Source organism: Pseudomonas sp. 5Vm1k (assembly GCF_056161485.1).
The window spans coordinates 388272-409608 of sequence record NZ_JBSPCZ010000003.1; the positions used below are offsets into that span (position 1 = coordinate 388272).

The 21337-nt window shown below is 60.1% G+C and carries 23 protein-coding genes; 11 read left to right on the forward strand and 12 right to left on the reverse strand.

The features are described from left to right. Nucleotides 1–64 precede the first annotated feature (64 nt). From ACWIKB_RS08350 to ACWIKB_RS08365, 4 genes are all read right to left on the reverse strand, one after another. Nucleotides 65–280: an SEC-C metal-binding domain-containing protein gene (locus ACWIKB_RS08350; RefSeq protein WP_054046981.1), complete on the reverse strand. Its 216-nt coding sequence runs from the start codon at nucleotides 278–280 to the stop codon at nucleotides 65–67. A 5-nt stretch (nucleotides 281–285) separates the two neighbouring features. Then, nucleotides 286–771 carry an LEA/WHy family protein gene (locus tag ACWIKB_RS08355; RefSeq protein WP_475266152.1) on the reverse strand — a complete coding sequence of 162 codons (486 nt, stop codon included), beginning with the start codon at nucleotides 769–771 and terminating at the stop codon, nucleotides 286–288. Nucleotides 772–903: 132 nt separating this feature from the next. Next, nucleotides 904–1380, reverse strand: a complete 477-nt coding sequence (locus ACWIKB_RS08360) for a YchJ family protein (RefSeq protein ID WP_475266153.1) — start codon at nucleotides 1378–1380, stop codon at nucleotides 904–906. A 4-nt stretch (nucleotides 1381–1384) separates the two neighbouring features. Beyond that, nucleotides 1385–1882, reverse strand: coding sequence for a DUF6231 family protein (locus tag ACWIKB_RS08365; RefSeq protein WP_475266154.1), 498 nt, complete (start codon nucleotides 1880–1882; stop codon nucleotides 1385–1387). Between the two features lie 191 nt (nucleotides 1883–2073). On the opposite strand from ACWIKB_RS08365, the gene ACWIKB_RS08370 reads away from it, so the two are divergent. The 4 genes from ACWIKB_RS08370 (at nucleotide 2074) to ACWIKB_RS08385 (ending at nucleotide 4763) form a co-directional block, all read left to right on the forward strand. Then, a complete protein-coding gene (locus ACWIKB_RS08370; protein ID WP_475266155.1) occupies nucleotides 2074–2769 on the forward strand; it encodes a PA1041 family peptidoglycan-binding anchor lipoprotein in 696 nt (231 codons plus the stop codon). Nucleotides 2770–2860: 91 nt separating this feature from the next. Continuing rightward, nucleotides 2861–3583, forward strand: a complete 723-nt coding sequence (locus ACWIKB_RS08375) for a PA1041 family peptidoglycan-binding anchor lipoprotein (RefSeq protein ID WP_475266156.1) — start codon at nucleotides 2861–2863, stop codon at nucleotides 3581–3583. A 150-nt stretch (nucleotides 3584–3733) separates the two neighbouring features. After that, nucleotides 3734–4012 (forward strand): DUF1145 domain-containing protein, encoded by a 279-nt coding sequence (locus ACWIKB_RS08380; protein ID WP_475266157.1) that lies wholly within the window; start codon nucleotides 3734–3736, stop codon nucleotides 4010–4012. Next, nucleotides 4005–4763 carry a collagen-like protein gene (locus tag ACWIKB_RS08385; protein ID WP_475266158.1) on the forward strand — a complete coding sequence of 253 codons (759 nt, stop codon included), beginning with the start codon at nucleotides 4005–4007 and terminating at the stop codon, nucleotides 4761–4763. Before ACWIKB_RS08380 ends, ACWIKB_RS08385 begins: the two co-directional genes overlap by 8 nt. Nucleotides 4764–4991: 228 nt before the next feature. On the opposite strand, the gene ACWIKB_RS08390 is transcribed toward ACWIKB_RS08385, so the two are convergent. Continuing rightward, nucleotides 4992–5456: a CopD family protein gene (locus ACWIKB_RS08390; RefSeq protein WP_475266159.1), complete on the reverse strand. Its 465-nt coding sequence runs from the start codon at nucleotides 5454–5456 to the stop codon at nucleotides 4992–4994. A 99-nt stretch (nucleotides 5457–5555) separates the two neighbouring features. On the opposite strand from ACWIKB_RS08390, the gene dinG reads away from it, so the two are divergent. The 5 genes from dinG to pdxH all read left to right on the forward strand — a co-directional run bounded on the left by dinG (nucleotide 5556) and on the right by pdxH (nucleotide 13561). Continuing rightward, a complete protein-coding gene (gene dinG, locus ACWIKB_RS08395; protein WP_475266160.1) occupies nucleotides 5556–7700 on the forward strand; it encodes an ATP-dependent DNA helicase DinG in 2145 nt (714 codons plus the stop codon). A 95-nt stretch (nucleotides 7701–7795) separates the two neighbouring features. After that, the gene (locus tag ACWIKB_RS08400) at nucleotides 7796–10291 is read left to right on the forward strand and encodes a beta-agarase (protein WP_475266161.1); all 2496 of its coding nucleotides are present in this window, start codon (nucleotides 7796–7798) and stop codon (nucleotides 10289–10291) included. A gap of 227 nt (nucleotides 10292–10518) precedes the next feature. Beyond that, complete coding sequence (locus tag ACWIKB_RS08405; protein WP_475266162.1) at nucleotides 10519–11664, forward strand: serine hydrolase domain-containing protein; 1146 nt, start codon at nucleotides 10519–10521, stop codon at nucleotides 11662–11664. Nucleotides 11665–11777: 113 nt separating this feature from the next. Beyond that, nucleotides 11778–12890, forward strand: coding sequence for an OmpA family protein (locus ACWIKB_RS08410; RefSeq protein ID WP_475266163.1), 1113 nt, complete (start codon nucleotides 11778–11780; stop codon nucleotides 12888–12890). 23 nt (nucleotides 12891–12913) lie between these two features. Beyond that, nucleotides 12914–13561 (forward strand): pyridoxamine 5'-phosphate oxidase, encoded by a 648-nt coding sequence (pdxH, locus tag ACWIKB_RS08415; protein ID WP_475266164.1) that lies wholly within the window; start codon nucleotides 12914–12916, stop codon nucleotides 13559–13561. Nucleotides 13562–13566: 5 nt separating this feature from the next. On the opposite strand, the gene ACWIKB_RS08420 is transcribed toward pdxH, so the two are convergent. After that, entirely contained in the window at nucleotides 13567–13803 is a 237-nt protein-coding gene (locus ACWIKB_RS08420; RefSeq protein ID WP_475266165.1) for a hypothetical protein, read from the reverse strand. A 166-nt stretch (nucleotides 13804–13969) separates the two neighbouring features. On the opposite strand from ACWIKB_RS08420, the gene ACWIKB_RS08425 reads away from it, so the two are divergent. Next, nucleotides 13970–14434, forward strand: coding sequence for an outer membrane lipoprotein (locus tag ACWIKB_RS08425; RefSeq protein WP_054046952.1), 465 nt, complete (start codon nucleotides 13970–13972; stop codon nucleotides 14432–14434). Nucleotides 14435–14505: 71 nt separating this feature from the next. On the opposite strand, the gene ACWIKB_RS08430 is transcribed toward ACWIKB_RS08425, so the two are convergent. From ACWIKB_RS08430 to nhaA, 5 genes are all read right to left on the reverse strand, one after another. Then, nucleotides 14506–14775 carry a pyocin S6 family toxin immunity protein gene (locus ACWIKB_RS08430; RefSeq protein ID WP_475266166.1) on the reverse strand — a complete coding sequence of 90 codons (270 nt, stop codon included), beginning with the start codon at nucleotides 14773–14775 and terminating at the stop codon, nucleotides 14506–14508. Beyond that, nucleotides 14772–15026 (reverse strand): colicin E3-like toxin immunity protein, encoded by a 255-nt coding sequence (locus ACWIKB_RS08435; RefSeq protein ID WP_475266167.1) that lies wholly within the window; start codon nucleotides 15024–15026, stop codon nucleotides 14772–14774. The genes ACWIKB_RS08430 and ACWIKB_RS08435 overlap by 4 nt, the downstream gene beginning before the upstream one ends. Before the next feature lie 7 nt (nucleotides 15027–15033). Beyond that, nucleotides 15034–16254 (reverse strand): colicin E3/pyocin S6 family cytotoxin, encoded by a 1221-nt coding sequence (locus ACWIKB_RS08440; RefSeq protein ID WP_475266168.1) that lies wholly within the window; start codon nucleotides 16252–16254, stop codon nucleotides 15034–15036. A gap of 142 nt (nucleotides 16255–16396) precedes the next feature. Further along, the gene (locus ACWIKB_RS08445; protein ID WP_475266169.1) at nucleotides 16397–16876 is read right to left on the reverse strand and encodes a hypothetical protein; all 480 of its coding nucleotides are present in this window, start codon (nucleotides 16874–16876) and stop codon (nucleotides 16397–16399) included. A gap of 31 nt (nucleotides 16877–16907) precedes the next feature. After that, complete coding sequence (gene nhaA, locus ACWIKB_RS08450) at nucleotides 16908–18092, reverse strand: Na+/H+ antiporter NhaA (protein ID WP_475266170.1); 1185 nt, start codon at nucleotides 18090–18092, stop codon at nucleotides 16908–16910. A 258-nt stretch (nucleotides 18093–18350) separates the two neighbouring features. On the opposite strand from nhaA, the gene ACWIKB_RS08455 reads away from it, so the two are divergent. Further along, nucleotides 18351–19445: a PLP-dependent cysteine synthase family protein gene (locus tag ACWIKB_RS08455; RefSeq protein WP_475266171.1), complete on the forward strand. Its 1095-nt coding sequence runs from the start codon at nucleotides 18351–18353 to the stop codon at nucleotides 19443–19445. Nucleotides 19446–19698: 253 nt separating this feature from the next. Here ACWIKB_RS08455 and ACWIKB_RS08460 read toward each other — a convergent pair whose 3' ends face one another. Beyond that, on the reverse strand, nucleotides 19699–21312 hold the full coding sequence (locus ACWIKB_RS08460) for an NAD(P)/FAD-dependent oxidoreductase (protein ID WP_475266172.1): 1614 nt from the start codon (nucleotides 21310–21312) through the stop codon (nucleotides 19699–19701). Nucleotides 21313–21337: the final 25 nt, after the last annotated feature.

Here is a 21337-nt window from a genome sequence, read left to right on the forward strand (position 1 = left end):
AATGTGGGAGCGAGCCTGCTCGCGAAGGCGATTCAACCGGCGAAGCAGTTCTTCGCCCGAAGTATCAAGCGCCGTGGCACTTCTTGAATTTCTTGCCGTTGCCGCATGGGCAAGGGTCGTTGCGGCCGACGTCTTTCAGGGCGTTGCGCACCGGTTCCTGGTGAGCGTGGCCGCAGTTCGGGCCGTGGACATGGCCATGGTCGTGATCATGGTGGTCATGGGCATGATCGTCGTGATCGTGGTTGCAGTCAGGGCCATGAACATGGGGTTGCTGGGTCATCGGGGTTACTCCGGAATTAAATCGGCGGGGATTATCACGCCATTACGCGCCAGGTGCACGTAGTGCGCGATGAATAAACCGGTTTCCAGTTCACCTTCCAGACGGTAGGGGATGGGTTGCTTGGGGCTTTTCAGCATTTTCACCAGGTCGCGCACCTTGGGCCACAGGTTGGTACGGATCGGCACTTTGAAATAGGCGCTGCGCTTGGGACCCACCGTGAACCAGTGCTCGTGCTCGCCTTCGGTCAGCAGTATGTCGCCCAGATGAATGCGGTATTCAAGGCTGCGGACGGTCAAGTCACTGTCGTTGGGGTTGTCGACGCGAAAATGCAGGAGGAATTTCTGTTCCAGCAGTTTGGCCCGTACCACCTCGACCTTGACCAGGTGCACCTCGGGATCCGGCTCGTCGTCGCTGAACCAGGAGGCGCAGCCGCCCAGGCTCAGGAGGATGAACAGGGTGAGCAGATGTAAGGCGTGGCGTTGACGGATCATGGTGGTGGTTCTCCCTTGAGAACCAGTCTAGCCCCTGTAGGAGCAAGGCTTGCCCGCGAAGAACGATAACTCGGACTTTCAGAAAGACTGCATCAGCTTCTTCGCGGGCAAGCCTCGCTCCTACAAAGAGCCTCAAGCGCCAAAATACCCCGCGCAACACTTCTTGAATTTCTGCCCGCTCGCACACGGACAAGCATCATTGCGCCCAGACTTGAGCTGGACGGTCGGGTCGATGAAGTACCAGTGGCCGTTGTTCTGCACAAACGAGGAGCGCTCGCGGTGACTGTGTTCACCGCCGCCATCGTGCCAGCGGGCCGTGAAGGTCACGAAGGCATGCTCCGGTTGACCGCCAAACACCTCGGAGCTTTCCACTTCGAGGCCCAGCCAGGTGCTTTGGGCGCTCCAGTCGCTGATGGACTGACGATCGAGCCCAGCTTGTTGGGCGGGCAGGGTAGTCGCCACCAGATAGTCGATCAGCCCCAGCACATAAGCGCTGTAGCGCGAACGCATCAAGGCTTCGGCGCACGGGGCCGGATGGCCGGCATGGTAATGGCCGCAGCAGGCATCGAGCAGGGTGCCGCTGCCGCAAGGGCAAATGGATGTACTCATTGCGTTACCACCAGTATTTCCCGAAGTTTTCCGGATTGGCCCAGAACCGCGAATTGAGCCAGTCGGGCACCTGTTTATAGTCAAGAAGATCATAGGTGAACAGCGTCAACACCTGATCGTCGCGCTGGAAGCGTTCGCTGGCTTGCAGGGCCAGGGAAAAAAAATCGGTTTCCTGCCAGCCGCTGGCCGGCAAATCCGCCAACACCGCGATGCGACTGGCGTTGAGATTGCGGATCCCGCCCAACAGGTTCAGGCCGTCGCGTTTGGGCAGGTGCTCCAGGCAATCGACCACCAGCGCCAGGTCAAAGCGCCGCGCTGCCAGTTCTGCCGGCAATGGCCCGGGCGCCGCATGGGCGACGCAACTGTCCGGGTGCGCGAGCTTGAACGCTTCAAGCGCCGGGAACTGGCTGGCACCTATCAGCAACAGGCGCGCGGGGGCGTAGCGGTCAAGCAAAGCGGCCAACGCCTGCTGGGGCGTGCGTGAAGAAATACCTGCAATCATCGAAGATCCTCAATCAGAGTCTGCCAAGACTAGCCTGCCCCAACGTTCGGGCCTAGAGCCACTGAACGCCAAATGTGCCGAACTACCGTGATCATTGGGGAAAACCGCCATGGCCTATTGCTGGCGGAGATTAAAACTCCGGTCTTTACTCCCTGAATCGGTTTTAAGCCGATCCCTCAGGAGAAAACTAGATGAGCATAGTTCGGACAGCATTACCCTTGGTTCTGCTAACCAGTGTGTTGACTGGTTGCGCAGGTTTGCAGAAAACCGACTGGCCGACCTGTGCGGCAGTCGGTGGTGTCGTCGGTGCGGGGCTGGGTGCGACGGAAAGTGCATCCTGGGCTGGCGGCGGCGCGCTGTTCGTCGGCGGCATGGCGGCGGCCTATTGCTGGGTGCACGGCGATGGCGACGAAGACGGCGATGGCGTGCCGGACAGTCGCGACAAGTGCCCGCACACACCTAGAGGCGTGCAGGTCGATGCAGATGGCTGCCCACCACCGGCCCCGGCGCCAGTGGTCGAGGAAGTCGTAGTGGTCAAGGAAGAAACCATTGTTATCCGCGATGTTCACTTCCAGTTCGACAAAGCCACGCTCACGCCTTCCGATAAAGAAGTGCTCGACAAAGTCGCCACGCGCCTGAAACAGGAATCGTCCACTGCTCGCCTGAGCGTGACCGGGCATACCGATAGCGTGGGCAGTGATTCCTACAACCAGAAACTGTCGGATAAACGCGCACATTCCGTAGTGGAATACCTGATTCACGATGGCGTACCGCGCAGCAGCTTCGTGTCGGTGACCGGTAAAGGTGAAAGCCAGCCAGTGGCCGATAACAAGACTGCCGATGGTCGTGCGTTGAACCGTCGCACCGAAATCAAAATCGAGCGTTAAGCCCCTTCCGCTCCGCGGCTTGTGCAGTCGCGGATGCGGGTCTTTACTCCTGTGTAACCGGTATGGGCCGGTAACACAGGAGCATTCACAAATGAGCGTTCTCACAAGGACCGTCTTACCGGTTCTGCTGCTTGGCAGCCTGTTGACCGGTTGCGCTACTCACAGCGATGGCACTGCCCCCCTGAATCAACGTACCTGGCCGATTTGCAGCGTCATTGGCGGCCTGGTCGGCGGTGGCCTGGGCGCTTTCGAAAGTGGCGGTTGGGCGGCCGGTGGTGCGGCGCTCGGTATCTTGACCGGTGGTTTGATCTGTTACGCCCAGGATGGCGATGAAGACAGCGACGGGGTCTTCGACCGCCGCGATCGTTGCCCCGACACACCGGCCAACACCCCGGTCGATCATCGTGGTTGCCCGTTGCCGCAATACCCGGCCAGCGTGAAACCCGTCGAATCTGCACCGGTCTCCGAAGTCATCACCCTGAGCGATGCCGGCAATGTGCTGTTCGCGTTCGACAAGTCCGACCTGACCCCCGCCGCCCGCAGCCAGCTGGATGCATTGATGGGCAAGTTGCAGAATGCGGACGTGGTCAGCATCAAGGTTGTGGGTCATACCGACAGCAAAGGTTCGGATGCCTATAACCAGGCGTTGTCGGAACGTCGCGCCAGCAGCGTGGCGGCCTATCTGCTGAGTCAGGGCCTGTCGCCTAACAAACTCACCAGCGAGGGCAAAGGTGAAAGCCAACCGGTGGCCGATAACGAAACGGAAGAAGGGCGGGCAAAAAACCGACGTGTGGAATTGCACATCAACCGCTGACGCATGACGAAGAGCCTCGTTCTAGAGCCGCCGGGCGACGAAAGTCGGCAATCCGGCGGCCATGTTGAAGAATTTTCTCTCGCCCTCTGGCTTATCCCTTGCGGAAGCCGTTACTGTGCGCTCAAAGAATAATTCTCAACGGTGGAGCGTATGAAGGTGTTTTGGGGGCTGGGCAAGCTGTTGACCCTATTGTTCTGGCTGGTGGTACTGGTCAATCTGCTGATTCCGTTTATCAATCCGCTGCACCTGCTGGTCAGTATGGCCGGCGCTCTTCTGGCGGTTATCCATCTTCTGGAAGTGCTGCTGTGTAACCGCAGCCTCAAAGGTCGTGCCCATCCGTGGCGTGATCGCCTGAAGATTCTGTTCTTTGGTGTTTTCCACCTGCAAACCATTCCGGCCCCGGCCGTACCGAAGGCTTCCCATGCGTAAACTTTGTCTGCTCGCGGTACTCATCAGCCCATTGGCCTGCGCCCAGGTGGTGAGCGTCGAAACCAATTCCCTGATGCGTTTGCCCAACACCGCCAGCACCTTGCAGCTGGAAAAACTCGAAGTCGCTGACTACGGCACCTTGCTGATCCCCTCGAATGTGACGCAAGTGACCGTCGGCGAATTGCGCCTGGGGCGCGATGCGCGGATCGCCATCGTGCCTGGCGAACAGGCGCTGGAACTGAAAGTCAGTCGTGCCGATTTGTCCGAAGGCAGCCTGATCACCGCTCGCGGTGCGCCGGGGACGTATCTCAAGGCTGCGCGCTCGGGTCGTAACCTGAATTTGCAGATCAAATCATTGAACGCACCGAAGCTGATCGTAGACGCGCGTGGTGGTGCCGGCGCACCGGGGTTTGTCGGTCTGGATGGCGCCAATGGCGAAGAGCCGGGTTGTACCTGGGGCCAGGCCGGTCATGGTTTCGACGGCAGCAATGGCAGCGACGGCCAGCCTGGGGCGGCCGGTGCACTGGTGCGCCTGGAAGTGCCGCGCGATTACCCGGCGGAACAGATCAAGGTTCAAGTCGCCGGCGGTGCCGGTGGTCTGGCTGGGCCTGGCGGTAAACCGGGAGCGGGTGGCAAGGCCAAGGGTTGCCTCGTGTACAAGGCTGATGGCGGCAAAAGCGGCCGTCCGGGTGTCGATGGTCAGCCGGGGCCTGCCGGTGCGGCGGGGTCGGTGACGGTTCAGCGGTTGTAATTGGGTTTTGGGATTAGAACCACCCCTCACCCCAACCCTCTCCCCAGAGGGGAGAGGGGGAAAGGGAGCCGATCTTCATGCCGTTCAAAACTTGAGTTCGGCTCGGACTTTCAGGTCGATGTAACTCAAACAAACAACTCGGTCAGTCCCCTCTACCCCTTGGGGAGAGGGTTAGGGTGAGGGGTGGATCCTGAGTCCAGCACAAAACTCAAACCCCCCCCAAAACCATCAAAACATCGGCCGAGCCGCCGCGATCGCCACCAGCACCAACCCCACAATCAGGTTAATCCCCACCAACTTGCGAATCTTCCCCAGCGCCGCCGCACCCGCCGGCCAATCCTGCGCGTCCACTGCCGTGCGCAACTCCGGCAGCAACAACGCCTGAATCCGGATAAACAGCGCGGTCATCACCACGTACAAGCCCATCATCACCTGCACATAGCGCGGCGCCGCTTCAAACCCGGCGAATTGCAGATGAATCATGCCCACACCGCTGATCGGCAAAAGCACCACTGCCACCCAGACCCAGCGGAAAAAACCTTGAAACACTTCTACCCACAGCTTCAACCGGCCGGGGCCTTCCAGGGCCTTCATCGCCGCCGGGCGCAGGACCATCCAGGCGAAAAACATACCGCCAACCCATACCAGGGCGGACAGGACATGCAGGGTATAAACGAGGCTAAAAGCGGTCATTGGGGTACTCCGTTCTGCGCGGGATTAATTAGCGCGGTATGATAGCCGCCGATCCGAACCACTGAAAATTTATCCAGCGTTTTTTGCGCCCGACAATCCATGATCAGCACCGAACTCAAAACCACGATCCAGGGCGCCTACACGCGTTTTCTTGAAGCCAAGAGCCTCAAGCCACGCTACGGCCAACGCCTGATGATCGCCGAAATTGCCAAAGTCCTCGGTGACATCGACACCGACGACGAAGGCCGGCGCAGTGGCGACCCCGCGATTGTCGCGGTGGAAGCCGGCACCGGCACCGGTAAAACCGTGGCCTACAGCCTGGCGGCGATCCCGACGGCCAAGGCTGCCGGCAAACGCCTGGTGATTGCCACGGCGACCGTGGCCCTGCAAGAGCAGATCGTCTACAAGGATTTGCCCGACCTGATGCGCAACAGCGGGCTGAATTTCACTTTCGCCCTGGCCAAGGGCCGCGGGCGCTACATGTGCCTGTCCAAGCTCGACATGTTGCTGCAGGAAGGCCACGCCCAAACGGCCACCGCGCAACTGTTCGAAGAAGAAGGCTTCAAGATCGAAGTGGATGAGGCCAGCCAAAAGCTGTTCACCAGCATGATCGAGAAGCTCGCCGGCAATAAATGGGACGGCGACCGCGACAGTTGGTCCACCGCCCTGGAAGATGCCGACTGGGCGCGGCTGACCACCGATCACAGCCAGTGCACCAACCGGCATTGCCCGAACTTCGGCCAGTGCGCCTTCTACAAGGCCCGCGAAGGCATGGGCAAAGTGGACGTGATTGTCACCAACCACGACATGGTCCTGGCCGACTTGGCCCTGGGCGGCGGCGCCGTGCTGCCGGACCCGCGCGACACCATCTACGTGTTCGACGAAGGCCACCATCTGCCAGACAAGGCAATTGGTCACTTCGCCCACTACACGCGCCTGCGTTCCACCGCCGACTGGCTGGAAACCACTGCCAAGAACCTCACCAAACTGCTGGCCCAGCACCCGTTGCCGGGCGACCTGGGCAAATTGATCGAGCAAGTGCCGGAGCTGGCGCGAGAGATCAAGACTCAGCAGCAGTTCATGTTCACCGCGTGTGAGCAGGTCGCCGATTTCAAACCCGGCGAAGACGTCGAAGGCCGTGAACGGCCGCGTCACCGCTTCGTTGCCGGGGTCATTCCCGAGCACATGCGTGAGATGGGCATCGAGCTGAAAAAAGCCTTCGCCCGCCTGACCGATTTGTTCACCCGCCTCACCGAACTGCTCAAGGAAGGCATGGACGATGAGGTCAATATCGGCATCGCCAGCAACCAGGCCGAAGAGTGGTATCCGCTGTTTGGCAGCCTGTTGTCGCGCTCCTCAGGCAACTGGGAGTTGTGGACCGCGTTCACCGCCGAAGACCCGGAAGACAACCCGCCGATGGCCCGTTGGCTGACCCTGGCAGAAAGCGGTTCGCTGTTCGATATCGAGGTCAACGCCAGCCCGATCCTCGCGGCGGAAATGCTGCGTCGCAATCTATGGAACGTGGCCTACGGCGCGCTGGTGACCTCGGCAACGCTGACCGCCCTCGGTACGTTCGACCGTTTCCGCATGCGCGCCGGCCTGCCGAAAAAAGCCGTGACCGCCGTGGTTCCGAGCCCGTTCCATCACGCCGACGCTGGCGTACTGCGGGTGCCGGACTTGAAAGCCGATCCGCGTGATGCGCCGGCCCACACCGCCGCAATCATTCGTGACTTGCCGTCGCTGGTGGAAGGTTCGCGGGGCACTTTGGTGCTGTTCTCCTCGCGCAAACAGATGCAGGACGTGTTCGACGGTCTGGACCGCGACTGGCGCAAGCAAGTGTTCATTCAAGGCAACCTGTCGAAACAGGAAACCCTGAACAAGCACAAGGCGCGGGTTGATGGCGGGGATTCCAGCGTGCTGTTCGGCCTGGCGAGTTTCGCCGAAGGCGTGGATTTGCCCGGTGCGTATTGCGAGCACGTGGTGATCGCGAAGATTCCATTCTCGGTGCCCGACGATCCGGTAGAAGCCGCGTTGGCCGAGTGGATCGAAGCGCGTGGCGGTAATCCGTTCATGGAAATCTCCGTGCCGGACGCCTCGCTGAAACTGGTCCAGGCCTGCGGTCGCTTGCTGCGTACCGAAGAAGATCGCGGCACCATCACTTTGCTGGATCGGCGTCTGGTGACTCAGCGTTATGGCAAAGCGATCCTCAATGCATTGCCTCCCTTCCGACGTGAAATTTCCTGATACACCGGCGGGCAATTTTGCCCACCGCGTTGTCTATCTCTCTGCCATCGCTTTTCCACTGGCCATTGTTGGTCGTTAGGGAGAATTTCGTTCTCATGATTCGTCGTTCGTTGCCTGCTGTATTTGCCCTGTTGTTCGCAACGCCCTTGCTCGCCGCGCCTGCCGGCCAGCAGACGCTGTTCAACTTTGTTCGCCCCGCCGACGTGGTCCAGGTGGCGACCCAGGACGCCAGCTTGCCGCAATCCAACGCCGAGCAAACGGCCGAAGGCGAAGTGCTGCGCCGGGTGACTTTCAACCCGGTGGCCAAGCCTGCGTTGCGCCTGACCCCGCAAACCGGTGCCTGGGACTGGTCGCAGTCGGGTGTCATGAGCCTGCGGGTCCAGAGCGCGATGAACTGGGCGTTGACCCTCTACGTGACCATCCAGAGCAACGACGGCAAGACCCTGGTCAGCCGCGTCGATCTGCCGGCCGGCCCGGCGCAAACCCTGCTGGTGCCGCTGGTGGCCAGTTCGCCGTTGAGTCAGGGCATGAAGGCCGGCCCGCCGATGCCCATGACGGTCGACGGTCAGCGCGTGTTGCTCGCCAGCAGCAGCGGTGAACTGGATCGCAGCCAAGTGGTGTCGGTGAGCCTGTCGATGGATCAGCCGAAAGTTGCTCAGAGCATCCTGCTGGAGCGCTTTGGTGTGCAGGACGGCGAGGACGTGAGCAAAGCCGTGTATGGCGCTCTGGTGGACGCTTACGGCCAATCGACCCGGGCCAAATGGCCAGAAAAGATCAGCAGCGACGAGCAATTGAAATCCGCCGCGGCAAAAGAACAGCAACAACTGAAAACCTGGCTGGCTGAGCGCGAGAAGTCGTCCCTGGACAAGTTCGGTGGCTGGAACAAAGGCCCGGCGTTCAAGGCCAGCGGCTTTTTCCGTACCGAGAAACGTGACGGACGCTGGTATCTGGTGACGCCGGAAGGCCATCCGTTTTATTCCCTGGGCGTGAACACCGTCGCCCCGGACGTCGATCAAACCTACATCGCCGGTCGCGAGTGGATGTTTGAAAACCTGCCAAAACCTGATGAGCCTCTGGCCAGCCATTATGGCGAAGGCGATAACCGTGGCGGCAACGGCGCCGATCAGGGCCGGGCCTACAACGCCGGTCGTTGGTACGACTTTTATGGCGCCAACCTGCAACGCCTTTACGGTCAACCCTGCGCGGTGACCAGCGAAACCAAGGCCGGTGTTGCCGAAGCGGCCAAGGCTGATGCGGTGGCGCAGACGGCAGAAAAAGCCGCTGAGCAACCTGTCGCGCCTTCGACCGCCGAATCCGGTATTGCCGAAGCCGCCAAGACCAACGCCGCCGAAGCGACCGTCGCCAAAGCGGTCGAGCCCTGCAAAGCGGTAGTTGATGAGCAGCGCTGGACTAACCACACCCTGGATCGCCTGCAAGCCTGGGGCTTCAACACTGTCGGTAACTGGAGCGAGCCGGCGCTAGGCAACGCCGATCGCGTGCCGTACACCTTGCCGCTGTCGATCGTCGGCGATTACGCCAGCATCAGCACCGGCACCGACTGGTGGGGCGGCATGCCCGATCCGTTCGACCCGCGTTTCGCCATGGCCACCGAGCGCGCCGTGGCCATCGCGGCCCGGGATCACCGTGACGATCCGTGGCTGATCGGTTACTTCGCCGACAACGAGCTGGCTTGGGCCGGTCCCGGCGATGATCCGAAAGCCCGGTACGCCCTGGCTTACGGCACGTTGAAGATGACCACCGACGTGCCGGCCAAACGTGCATTCCTCAAGCAACTGCGCGACAAGTACCGCAACCAGGCGGGCCTGTCGAAAGCCTGGGGTATTGACCTGCCGGCCTGGGAGTTGATGGAAGACCCGGGTTTCGAAGCGCCGCTGCCAAACGCCGAACACCCGGAAATCGAAGCTGACTTCAAATACTTCCAGAAGGTCTTTGCGGACACCTACTTCAAGACCATTTCCGACTCGCTGAAGTGGCACGCGCCGAACCAGTTGCTGCTCGGCGGCCGGTTTGCCATTAGTACTCCGGAAGCGGTCGAGTCCTGCGCGCAGTACTGCGATGTGTTGAGCTTCAACATGTACACCCTGCAACCGCAGGACGGTTACGACTTCGCCAAACTGCGCAACCTGGACAAACCGGTGCTGATCACCGAGTTCAACTTTGGCTCGGCGGATCGTGGCCCGTTCTGGGGCGGCGTGACGCAACTGGCCAAGGAAGAAGACCGTGGCCCGGCCTACGCCAACTTCCTCAAACAGGCGATGAGTGAGCCGTCGATTGTCGGCGTGCACTGGTTCCAGTACCTCGATCAGCCAGTGACCGGTCGTTTGCTTGACGGCGAGAACGGCCACTTCGGCCTGGTGGGCATTACCGACCTGCCGTTCCAGGGTTTTGTCGACAGCGTGCGTAAAAGCAACTTGCTGACCGTTGATCAACTGGGCAAAGAGGCCGAGAAGGCCAAGGCCGAGGCGGATAAAGCCAGCCACGAAGCCGAAGGCGGCAGAAAAGGCGACGCCGGCAAAGGCCCGGGGCAGGGCGCCGGGCATGCGGGTGGGCATTCCGGGAATGGGCATTAAGGCTTAAGACCGCGTTATCGTTCTTCGCGGGCAAGCCTCGCTCCTACAGTATTTGCGCGATCCCTGTAGGAGCGAGGCTTGCCCGCGAAGGCGCCGTCGGATCCATCATCATTTTTCAGAACAAATCTATGGGCGGCTACACCGCCCAGCCCGCCCCTGTTCCCAAAACCCTCTAGGGCTGGAACAATGCGGACCACTTTGTAGAGCGTTTATCCGGGGAGTTGCGTTTGCAGATTCAGGGTCATTACGAGCTTAAGTTCGAAGCGGTGCGCGAAGCCTTTGCCGCACTGTTCGACGATCCCCAGGAACGTGGCGCAGCGTTGTGCATCCAGGTCGGCGGTGAAACCGTCCTCGACCTTTGGGCCGGTACCGCCGACAAGGACGGTACTGAAGCCTGGCACAGCGACACCATCGCCAACTTGTTCTCTTGCACCAAGACCTTCACCGCCGTTACCGCGCTGCAACTGGTGGCGGAAGGCAAGTTGCAACTCGATGCCCCGGTTGCCCGTTATTGGCCCGAATTCGCCGCCGCCGGCAAAGAATCCGTGACCTTGCGCCAATTGCTCTGCCATCAGGCCGGTTTGCCGGCCCTGCGCGAGTTGCTGGCCCCCGAAGCGCTGTATGACTGGCAAACCATGGTCGACGCGCTCGCCGCCGAAACACCATGGTGGACGCCGGGCCAGGGCCACGGCTATGCCGCGATCACCTACGGCTGGCTGGTGGGCGAGTTACTGCGTCGTGCCGACGGTCGTGGCCCGGGGGAATCCATCGTCGCGCGGGTCGCCAAGCCTCTGGGCCTGGATTTTCATGTCGGCCTGGCCGATGAAGAATTTCACCGTGTGGCGCACATCGCCCGGGGCAAGGGCAACGTCGGCGATGCCGCAGCCCAGCGCCTGTTGCAAGTGACCATGCGCGAGCCGACGGCTATGACCACCCGGGCGTTCACCAACCCGCCGTCGATCATGACCAGCACCAACAAACCGGAATGGCGGCGCATGCAACAACCTGCCGCCAATGGCCACGGTAACGCCCGCAGCCTGGCCGGGTTCTACGCCGGTCTGCTGGACGGTAGCCTGCTGGAAAGCGAAATGCTCGATGAGTTGACCCGCGAACACAGCCTGGGCGAAGACAAGACTTTATTGACCCGGACCCGTTTCGGCCTGGGTTGCATGCTCGATCAACCGGATGTCCCAAATGCCACCTATGGCCTTGGCCCACGGGCGTTCGGTCATCCGGGCGCTGGCGGGTCCATCGGCTTTGCTGACCCAGAGCACGATGTGGCCTTCGGTTTTGTGACAAATACGTTGGGACCGTATGTCTTGATGGATCCACGCGCGCAGAAGCTCGTACGGGTGCTTGCCACTTGTCTGTAAAGCTTTGCTGAACGTTCCTGCACAGGAACCTCGTAACCTTTTTCGATTCAAAGCGTCTGTTTATGCGGTCCCGATGTGGGCCTGTGTTTATTACTTCATTTTGTGGATATCCAATGTCTTCCAATAAAACTCTCGCTTTGGCACTGTGCTTCACCATCACCGGTTGTGCGCAAACTCCGCAAAATGACGCCGAGGGCGGCAGCCACTGGTGGCAGTTCGGTTCTTCCGACAAAGTCGCGACCAAAGAGCCGGCCCCAGCCGCGGCACCTGCACCCGTGAAAGCAGCCATCACCGCGCCAGTGGCCAAGGCTGAAAGCAGCAGCCATTGGTACTGGCCGTTCGGTTCCGATGACAGCGCCGACAAGCCTGTTGCCAAGGCCGATGTCAAACCTGCAGCCAAACCCGCCGACGTCGCCAAGGCTGACGCCGATTCGGGTGGCAAGTGGTGGTGGCCGTTCGGCGGCAAAGAGCAGAGCACCGCCAAAGCCGTGCCGATGCCTGATCCGAAAGTGACCCAGGCCTGGCTCGACGACTACGAACCGCGCCTGCGCGAAGCGATCAAGGACAGCAACCTGCAACTCGAGCGCCGCGAAAACGTGCTGGTAGTCACGGCTCCGGTGGACAGCTCATTCAACCCGGATCGCCCGGCCATGCTGTTGCCGGTCACCCTTGGCCCGTTCAGCCGTGTCGCGAAAATCCTCGAAGTCGATCCTAAGACCGCTGTGCTGGTCCTCGGTCACAGCGACACCTCCGGCGCTGCTCCGGCCAACGTGAAACTGAGTCAGGAACGCGCCCAGGCCGTGGCAGCGATCTTCCGCCTCAGCGGATTGCAGCGTGATCGCCTGATGCTGCGCGGCATGGGCGGTGAAGCACCGCGTGCCGCCAACGACAGCAATGAAGGCCGTGCCCTGAACCGTCGAGTGGAACTGCTGGTGACCCCGCAAAACACCATGGTGGCGTTGCTGAGCAAGTACAACATGCCTGCTCCAGCGCCGGTGAGCATGGTTGCCCAGACCGCCAAACCAGTGGTCGCGCCAGTGACACCTGCACCGGCCGCCAAGAAAGCCGTGCCAGCCGCGAAAAAGGCGCCAGCCAAGAAAGCTGCTGCCAAGGCACCGGCCAAGAAAGCACCGGCCAAAGCTGCGACCCCGGCGAAAAAGCCTGCGCCAGCTAAAGCGGCTGCCGATTCCAAGAAAGCCGTCGCCGCGGATGCTGCGAAGAACTGATCGTTAACCAGAAGGAATGTGCCATGACCAAGGCCCTGGCTGATATGCGTCGCGACTACACCCGTGACGGCCTGACCGAGGCGCAAGCCCCGGCCGAGCCGTTCGCGCTGTTCCATCAGTGGTTCGCCGATGCGGTGAAAACCGAACAGGTGCCGGTCGAGGCCAATGCAATGACCCTGGCCACCGTCGATCTGGACGGTCGGCCCCATTGCCGCATTCTGCTGCTCAAGGGCCTGGACACCCAGGGCTTTACCTTCTTCACCAACTACGACAGTGCCAAGGGCCAGCATCTGGCGGTGAACCCGTTCGCCGCCATGACGTTCTTCTGGCCAACCCTGGAGCGCCAGGTGCGTATCGAAGGGCGAGTGGTGAAGGTTACGCCAGAGGAGTCCGACGCCTACTTTCAGGTCCGGCCCCTGGGCAGCCGCCTCGGCGCCTGGGCTTCGCCCCAGAGCCGGGTGATTGCCGATCGTGGTGAACTGGAAGATTTGCTCAAAGTTACCGAGCAGCGCTTCAGCGATACCCAGCCACACTGCCCGGACCATTGGGGCGGTTACCGTTTGCTCCCCGAGCGCATCGAGTTCTGGCAAGGCCGTCCGAGCCGCCTGCACGATCGCCTCAACTACCGCTTGCAGGGCGCCGACTGGATTCTTGAACGTCTGGCACCCTAAGCAGTCTACCGACCGGGATAGCCTGCCGCAGCGGCCTCAAGCCACTGCGGCAAGTCCCGACGCTTGATCTTTTGCGCCTGAGCGTTCGTTAGTTGCTGGAGCATAAAGGCTCTTTTATGCTCGTCCTTCCCGGCCAGGGCTAACGCCAGATCGCGGTCCATCCAGCGTTTGATCCGTACGTACAGCCACCAATGGAAGTACAAACCGGCTGCAGTCGTGACAACAATGATGAAGTAATCCATGAAAATCCTTGGGTCAACGGCGCAGTTTTGGTGATTTGACGCTACTGTGTTGTGAGTTCAGAGGCGCCTGTACCGGGCCTGAATGAAACCAATTTTATCCGGGCGATGCCGTGACAGGCGTCAAGCTGCGGAGTTTAATGAATACCTGTCCTTTGGAGTTGATGCTATGCGTAAGTCTGTTCTGCTGGTTGCTTCCTTTTCCACGATGGCGATGTTGCTCACTGGCTGCCAATCGAGCCTGACCGGTGACTCCTACTCCCGTGACGAAGCGCGTCGCGTGCAGACGATTCGCATGGGCACCATCGAATCCCTGCGTCCGGTGAAAATCGAAGGCACCAAGACCCCTGTCGGCGGCGTAGCCGGTGCCGTGGTGGGTGGTGTTGGCGGCAGCGCCATCGGTGGCGGTCGCGGCAGTATCGTTGCAGCGGTTATCGGTGCGGTTGCCGGTGGCCTGATTGGTTCGGCTACTGAAGAAGGCCTGACGCGTACACAAGGCGTTGAGATCACCGTGCGTGAAGACGACGGCAGCATGCGTGCCTATGTGCAGCAGGTTCAGGAGAATGAAGTGTTCCGTGTTGGCGAGCGGGTACGGATTTCTACTGTTGGCGGGACCAGCCGCGTTTCGCACTAAGCGCAGGCGAGTGGCAAAACAAAACCCCGATCAGGTGACTGGTCGGGGTTTTTTGTGTCTGTGGTATCGATTTAGGTTTTATTCAATACCTCCAGGCGTTGGCAAAGTCCCAGGTAATAAACCAAATCGCTTCTGAAAGAGCTGTCGACGATTTTCATAATCGCAACAGCTTGAGTGGGGGATAACTCGTGCTCACCTTCAGGTATATCCCACAACCTCGACCAGCCCATGGCCTTAAGTACTGCTCCTTCGAACGCTTGCGGTACATCCTTTTCGTACTGTAGTGAATCGTCTGTATTGGGTTCGGCGAAGAATCCAGAGAGTGCGATAAAGATGTTCACCAGGTATTCCTATACCGAAACGATATTTGGTAATCGAAAGTGGTTGGTTCAATTCTGTGAATAAACAAGGGCTGAAGTTGAGGAATCCAGTCAGCTTTTACATCGAAACCACCGTCATAAATATTGCTGACATTCATCAAGCCCAACGCGTCAATTATTGAGCCGTCGTCGGCTAAATCTGCGGAATATTCTTTCCCTTTCGCAATTTCTGTTTTTTTATCGTACCAATCCAAACTGACTTTCAAGCCCATACAATCCTCACAAGTACTTTTTAATGCTTCGTTTCTTCTTGGGTGGGTCTATTTGCGCGCCCGTCGTGTGATCGAATGAGCCTAGATGACTGCCATCGCTAGCGAGGTATGCCTCTAGTTCACCATGCAGGGAATCCCATTCGTAAATCGTCCGTCCTTTAGCATCCATCCAGCGGGACCTGAGCCCACCGCCCCCCTGTTTGGGCGTTTTCTTTTTAACCTCCTTCAAACCTGAAAAGCCTGTGATCTCTTCTGTTTCAGGTGGTGAGTGATAGTCGTGATCAGGGTTCGGAAGCTTTCTTCCAGATACGTTAACAACAATGTAAACCGGCTTTACCCCCGACCCCACCGGAAACACAAGAATGAAATCCTTGTACTCAGGCGGGTAAACCGGGTTCACGATGATGCTATCCGCTGCTTCCGTTGGCGGATAAACCCAGATATGCGGTGCTTGTGGCGCAGCCTCTAAAGCAGGAATTCCAAGGATGTCGGACCCCTCCACCGCCGGGGTCCAGATCAGTTCAACGCCGTCCCCGAGGTCCGCGACCTGCTGACTGTCACGCAAATCGAACTGCGCGACATCAACCATTTCCCAATCACGATGCTTGCCGGTGTAGAAGGCGTAACCCTTGAGGCTGCCGTCAGCCTGTTGCTCGACCCTTAACCGAACACGCGTGCGAGCCTGTTTCAGGGCGCGCAGTTGATCTTCGGTATAGAGCGCGCTATCGCCCAGGCTCGGCGTCCAGAGCAGTGCGACCAAACCGGCCAATACGGTGGCGCCTGCTGCGCCAATGGCTGGCAAGGCAGAAATGGCCGAGGCGCGTAAAGCGATATGTCCGATGCCCAGCGGGAGGGTATTGGCGCTGATCGTTTGCAGATTCAGCAGCCCCGCATCGTCTGCCTCGCGAGCACCGAGCCAAGCGACTTCCCCGTATTCTTTGAGGCTGTCGGTGGGCACCATTCCTGAAGGGTTGGAGTAATCGATGATGGCGTCCGGCAGCTTGCAGGACTTGGCGAAAACGCAGCCCGCGCGAACGATTTCGTCTTTAGAGGGCCTGGGCGCAAGACTGCGTTCGAAGGCGTCTTGTCGGGCGAGCATGGCGTCGTAGGCGCTTTGCCGGGCGTCCCGCTCGGCCAGTTCGGCGGCGGTCATGAAGCGATGGGTGACGCGATGTCCGTCACCTGACGGCGGGTTTTTAACCCGGGGAATGTCCTTGTTGCCAGCCACTGATCGTCCTTGAAATTCGTCCGTCGACAGCCTCGAAAGGAGGCTGCACGACGTTAACGAATGTGGCTAAGCGTGGCTGTAGGACGAGTCTCGAATGTCGTTAGGCGTTGTCTTTACTTGCTCGGCAGGACGGTGCAGAGGACTAATCCTGCTCTGCGGCTCGACTGTTTGAGGCTATGTCTACCACCTCTTCCGGGGACAACTCGCGCGAGTTTTCCCCATTGCCGAAATACTCATCCGGCCAAAAAATCAGATCCGAAACCCGGTCATTCGGTAGATTGAGCTCCAGCATGCTCAGCCAGAATTCGACGGCGTGTTCGCTGCCATCGCATTCCATGACCCTGCGGGCCATTTCGATCAGTTCGGGCCGGGTGATATCCGTCAGGCGTTGCTCATAGGGCGCGGCCAGGACTTTGCGAACCCATGTTTCATGATCCTGGCCGCCATAGATTCCCTGAAAGTCGATAAACGTCAGATCGGTCATCGCTTCGCGGTTGAACGCAGTCAACTGATCTTGAACCAGGTCTTCATTCCCACAATCTATCTCGGCGGAGAACCCCGCCAGCCGGACGACCTTTGCTTCGTCCAGCTCTGGTGGCATCAATGCCTTGCGCAACTCCATGAGGGGGCTCCGTTTAAATTCCAAGTGATCTTCAGTTTTGCACAGCGCTCTTGCGACTCGCCATCGCCGTCACCGCGTAACCCATCAATGCCGCCAGAATCGAACCGGTCAAAATCCCCATTCGGTCCATCCCGGCGTACTCACTGGCGCCTGGCACAAACGCCAGGGAGCCGACAAACAGGCTCATGGTGAAGCCGATGCCGCAGAGGATCGCGACGCCCAGCACCTGGCCCCAGTTGGCGCCTTGGGGCAGGGCGGCGATGCCGATTTTTACCGCCAGCCAGGTCAGGCCAAATACGCCGACTGTTTTGCCCAGCAGCAGGCCGATGGCGATGCCCATTGGCACGTGGTGGGTGAAGCTTTCCACAGTCACGCCGCTCAGGGACAGGCCGGCGTTGGCGAAAGCGAACAGCGGCAGGATGCCGTAGGCCACCCACGGGTGCAGGGCGTGTTCCAGGGTCATCAGCGGCGAAGGTTCGGCATTTTTGGTGCGCAGTGGAATGCAGAACGCAAGGGTCACGCCGGCCAGTGTCGCGTGGACGCCGCTCTTGAGCACGCACACCCACAGGATCAGGCCGATGATCATGTACGGCCCGAGCTTGACCACGCCGAGCCGGTTCATCGCGATCAGCGCAACGATGCAGGCGCCGGCCAAGGCAAGGGACAGCGTCGACAATGTGCCGGAATAGAAAATCGCGATAACGATGATGGCACCGAGGTCGTCAATGATCGCCAGGGTCATCAGGAACAGCTTCAGTGACACCGGCACGCGCTTGCCGAGCAGGGCGAGTACGCCGAGGGCGAAGGCGATGTCGGTGGCCATCGGGATGGCCCAGCCGCCGAGTGCCGCCGGGTTGTCGCGGTTGATGAACCAGTAGATCAGCGCCGGCACGACCATGCCGCCAATCGCCGCCGCACCGGGCAGGACGATTTGCGATGGCTTGGACAACTGGCCGTCGAGGACTTCGCGCTTCACTTCCAGGCCGATCAGCAGGAAGAACATGGCCATCAGGCCGTCGTTGATCCACAGCAGCAAGGGCTTGGCGATTTTCAGCGCGCCGATCTGGGCCACCACGGGGGTGTCCAGCAAGCCGTTATAGAGCCACGACAGCGATGAGTTATTGATGATTAAAGCCAGGGCTGCGGCGGCGATCAGTAACAGACCGCTGGCAGCTTCCAACTGAAAGAAACGCGTGAAAGTTCTACGCAGAGGCAAGGTCGCTCTCCATCGATGAATTCAAAAGGTGGCACACCCTAACCCGTACCGTTAGTTGTTAAAACAATAGTTATATTCTTTTTTGTTATATGCCGTTACAGCGCGAATGGCTGCAAGGTCCAATGAGGACTGAGCCTAGCAGTTGCTGGACGTATTGGACCTCAGCTGTATCTGTGCGTGATGCAGGAATTTTCCTAAGCTTGTGGGCTGAGCCTTGAAACAAGGCCGACTCTTGCCTGATTCAACGAGATCACCACCATGAGCGACAACCGACAGTGGGCCCGCGAAGCCATCCGGATCATCGAAGCCGACTTCCAGCGCAGCGCCGACACCCACCTGATTCCTCTGCCGCTGCCGGGTTTGCCGGGCATCGAGTTGTATTTCAAGGATGAGTCCAGCCACCCCACCGGCAGCCTGAAACATCGACTGGCCCGCTCGCTGTTCCTCTATGTGCTGTGTAACGGCTGGCTCAAGCCCGGTGCGCCGGTGATCGAGGCGTCCAGCGGTTCGACGGCGATTTCCGAAGCGTACTTCGCCCGATTGCTGGGCTTGCCGTTTATTGCGGTGATGCCGGCGACCACGTCCAAAGAGAAGATCGCACAGATCGCTTTCTATGGTGGCAAGAGCCACTTGGTAGACGATCCGACCCAGATCTATGCCGAATCCGAACGCCTGGCTCGCGAACACGATGGTCACTTCATCGACCAGTTCACCTACGCCGAGCGCGCCACAGACTGGCGGGCGAACAACAATATCGCCGAGTCGATTTTCCAGCAGATGCGCTTCGAGCAGCACCCGGAGCCGAGCTGGCTGATTTCCAGCCCCGGCACCGGTGGCACCACCGCGACCCTCGGGCGATACGTGCGTTATCGCCAGCATTGCACCCGCGTGCTGTGCGCGGATGCCGAGCGCTCGGTGTTTTTCGATTACTACCAGACCGGCGATGCCACGTTGCGCCTGGATTGCGGTTCGCGGATTGAAGGGATTGGCCGGCCACGGGTGGAAGCGTCGTTCCTGCCCAAGGTGATCGATGCGATGGTCAAGGTGCCGGATGCCTTGTCGCTGGCAGCCATGCATTACCTGGCGCAGCGCTTGGGTCGGCGGGTGGGCGGGTCGAGCGGGACCAACCTGATCGGCGCCTTGATGGCGGCTCAGCAGATGGTTGAGGCGGGGGAGTCGGGGTCGATCGTGGCGATCCTGTGCGACGGCGGCGAACGTTACGCCACCACCTATTACGACCAGGATTGGCTCAAGGGCCAGGGGTATGAGTTGAGTGGGTTGATCGATGCCGTGGCAGCGAGTGTCGAGCGCGGCGAGCCACTGCCGGCGACCATCCTGCGCGCCAACATCTGACATTGATCAGACGCTGAAAGCCCTGTGGGAGCGGGCTTGCTCGCGAATACGGTTTTCCATTCAACAGAGATGTTGGCTGGTCCACCGCTTTCGCGAGCAAGCCCGCTCCCACAGTGTGTTCACACCTCAAAACCAATGTGGGAGCGAGCCTGCTCGCGATGACGGCTGAATATTCAACAGAGATGTTGACTGATCCACCGCTTTCGCGAGCAGGCTCGCTCCCACAGTTTCTTTCTAACCAGTGATTTGTGTATCAGGCCTCCAGGCCGAGAATGTCGCGAGCCACGGCTTCTGCAATCCGAATCCCGTCGACACCTGCCGACAAGATCCCCCCCGCATAACCCGCGCCTTCACCGGCCGGGAACAAGCCTTTCACGTTCAAGCTCTGCATCGACTCGTTACGGGTAATCCGCAACGGCGACGACGTACGCGTCTCGATCCCGGTCAACACCGCGTCGTGCAACGAGTAACCGCGAATCTGCTTCTCGAACGCCGGCAAGGCTTCGCGAATGGCTTCGATGGCAAACGCCGGCAATGCCAGGGCCAGATCACCGAAGGCAACACCTGGTTTGTAGGACGGTTCGACGCTGCCCACTTCAGTGGATGGTTTGCCGGCGATAAAGTCGCCGACCAATTGCGCTGGGGCTTCGTAGTTGCTGCCGCCGAGCACAAAGGCGTGGGATTCCAGGCGTTCCTGCAACTCGATGCCGGCCAGTGGGCCGCCCGGGTAATCGACTTCCGGGGTAATGCCGACGACGATCCCGGAGTTGGCGTTGCGTTCGTTACGCGAGTATTGGCTCATGCCGTTGGTGACCACGCGGCCCGGTTCGGACGTTGCCGCCACCACGGTGCCACCCGGGCACATGCAGAAGCTGTAGACCGAACGGCCGTTCTTGGCGTGGTGCACCAGTTTGTAGTCGGCAGCCCCGAGTTTCGGGTGGCCGGCGTATTTGCCCAGGCGCGCGCGGTCGATCAGCGACTGCGGGTGTTCGATGCGGAAACCCACCGAGAACGGCTTGGCTTCCATGAACACGCCACGGCCGTGGAGCATGCGGAAGGTGTCCCGCGCGCTATGGCCGAGGGCCAGAATCACGTGTTTCGAATGGATCTGCTCGCCGCCATTAAGCTCGACGCCGACCAGTTGGCCGTCCTCGATCAGCACGTCGGTGACCCGTTGCTGGAAGCGCACTTCGCCGCCCAGCGCGCGAATCTGCTCACGCATGTTTTCCACCACGCCGGTCAGACGGAACGTACCGATGTGCGGTTTGCTGACGTAGAGAATTTCTTCCGGCGCGCCGGCCTTCACGAACTCATGCAGGACTTTGCGGCCGATGAATTTCGGGTCCTTGATCTGGCTGTAGAGCTTGCCGTCGGAGAACGTCCCCGCGCCGCCTTCACCGAACTGCACGTTGGATTCAGGGTTAAGCACGCTTTTACGCCACAGGCCCCAGGTGTCCTTGGTGCGCTGGCGCACTTCGGTGCCGCGTTCGAGGATGATCGGCTTGAAGCCCATTTGCGCGAGCAGCAGCCCGGCGAAGATCCCGCACGGGCCGAAGCCGACGACGATTGGACGTTGCTGCAGATCGGCGGGCGCCTGGCCGACCACTTTGTAGCTGACATCCGGTGCCACGTTGACGTTACGGTCATCGGCGAACTTGTGCAGCAGCGCCGCCTCATCCTTGGCGGTGAGGTCGATGGTGTAGATGAAGCACAGTTCGGAGGACTTTTTGCGCGCATCGTAGCTGCGCTTGAACAAGGTGAAATCGAGCAGGTCATCGCTGGCGATGCCCAGGCGCTGCACGATGGCAGGGCGCAGGTCTTCTTCGGGATGGTCGATCGGCAACTTGAGTTCGGTGATTCGTAACATGACAGGGTCCGTTTCGCGGGGCGCA

Excerpts from the sequence above, each read along its gene's own strand:
- ACWIKB_RS08435 (WP_475266167.1), bottom strand. The coding sequence starts at position 15,026 with ATGGGCTTGAAAGTCAGTTTGGATTGGTACGATAAAAAAACAGAAATT.
- ACWIKB_RS08360 (WP_475266153.1), bottom strand. The coding sequence starts at position 1,380 with ATGAGTACATCCATTTGCCCTTGCGGCAGCGGCACCCTGCTCGATGCC.
- ACWIKB_RS08355 (WP_475266152.1), bottom strand. The coding sequence starts at position 771 with ATGATCCGTCAACGCCACGCCTTACATCTGCTCACCCTGTTCATCCTC.
- dinG (WP_475266160.1), top strand. The coding sequence starts at position 5,556 with ATGATCAGCACCGAACTCAAAACCACGATCCAGGGCGCCTACACGCGT.
- ACWIKB_RS08420 (WP_475266165.1), bottom strand. The coding sequence starts at position 13,803 with ATGGATTACTTCATCATTGTTGTCACGACTGCAGCCGGTTTGTACTTC.
- ACWIKB_RS08425 (WP_054046952.1), top strand. The coding sequence starts at position 13,970 with ATGCGTAAGTCTGTTCTGCTGGTTGCTTCCTTTTCCACGATGGCGATG.
- ACWIKB_RS08365 (WP_475266154.1), bottom strand. The coding sequence starts at position 1,882 with ATGATTGCAGGTATTTCTTCACGCACGCCCCAGCAGGCGTTGGCCGCT.
- ACWIKB_RS08375 (WP_475266156.1), top strand. The coding sequence starts at position 2,861 with ATGAGCGTTCTCACAAGGACCGTCTTACCGGTTCTGCTGCTTGGCAGC.
- ACWIKB_RS08410 (WP_475266163.1), top strand. The coding sequence starts at position 11,778 with ATGTCTTCCAATAAAACTCTCGCTTTGGCACTGTGCTTCACCATCACC.
- pdxH (WP_475266164.1), top strand. The coding sequence starts at position 12,914 with ATGACCAAGGCCCTGGCTGATATGCGTCGCGACTACACCCGTGACGGC.
- ACWIKB_RS08390 (WP_475266159.1), bottom strand. The coding sequence starts at position 5,456 with ATGACCGCTTTTAGCCTCGTTTATACCCTGCATGTCCTGTCCGCCCTG.
- ACWIKB_RS08380 (WP_475266157.1), top strand. The coding sequence starts at position 3,734 with ATGAAGGTGTTTTGGGGGCTGGGCAAGCTGTTGACCCTATTGTTCTGG.
- ACWIKB_RS08455 (WP_475266171.1), top strand. The coding sequence starts at position 18,351 with ATGAGCGACAACCGACAGTGGGCCCGCGAAGCCATCCGGATCATCGAA.
- ACWIKB_RS08350 (WP_054046981.1), bottom strand. The coding sequence starts at position 280 with ATGACCCAGCAACCCCATGTTCATGGCCCTGACTGCAACCACGATCAC.
- ACWIKB_RS08445 (WP_475266169.1), bottom strand. The coding sequence starts at position 16,876 with ATGGAGTTGCGCAAGGCATTGATGCCACCAGAGCTGGACGAAGCAAAG.
- ACWIKB_RS08460 (WP_475266172.1), bottom strand. The coding sequence starts at position 21,312 with ATGTTACGAATCACCGAACTCAAGTTGCCGATCGACCATCCCGAAGAA.
- ACWIKB_RS08400 (WP_475266161.1), top strand. The coding sequence starts at position 7,796 with ATGATTCGTCGTTCGTTGCCTGCTGTATTTGCCCTGTTGTTCGCAACG.
- ACWIKB_RS08385 (WP_475266158.1), top strand. The coding sequence starts at position 4,005 with ATGCGTAAACTTTGTCTGCTCGCGGTACTCATCAGCCCATTGGCCTGC.
- ACWIKB_RS08370 (WP_475266155.1), top strand. The coding sequence starts at position 2,074 with ATGAGCATAGTTCGGACAGCATTACCCTTGGTTCTGCTAACCAGTGTG.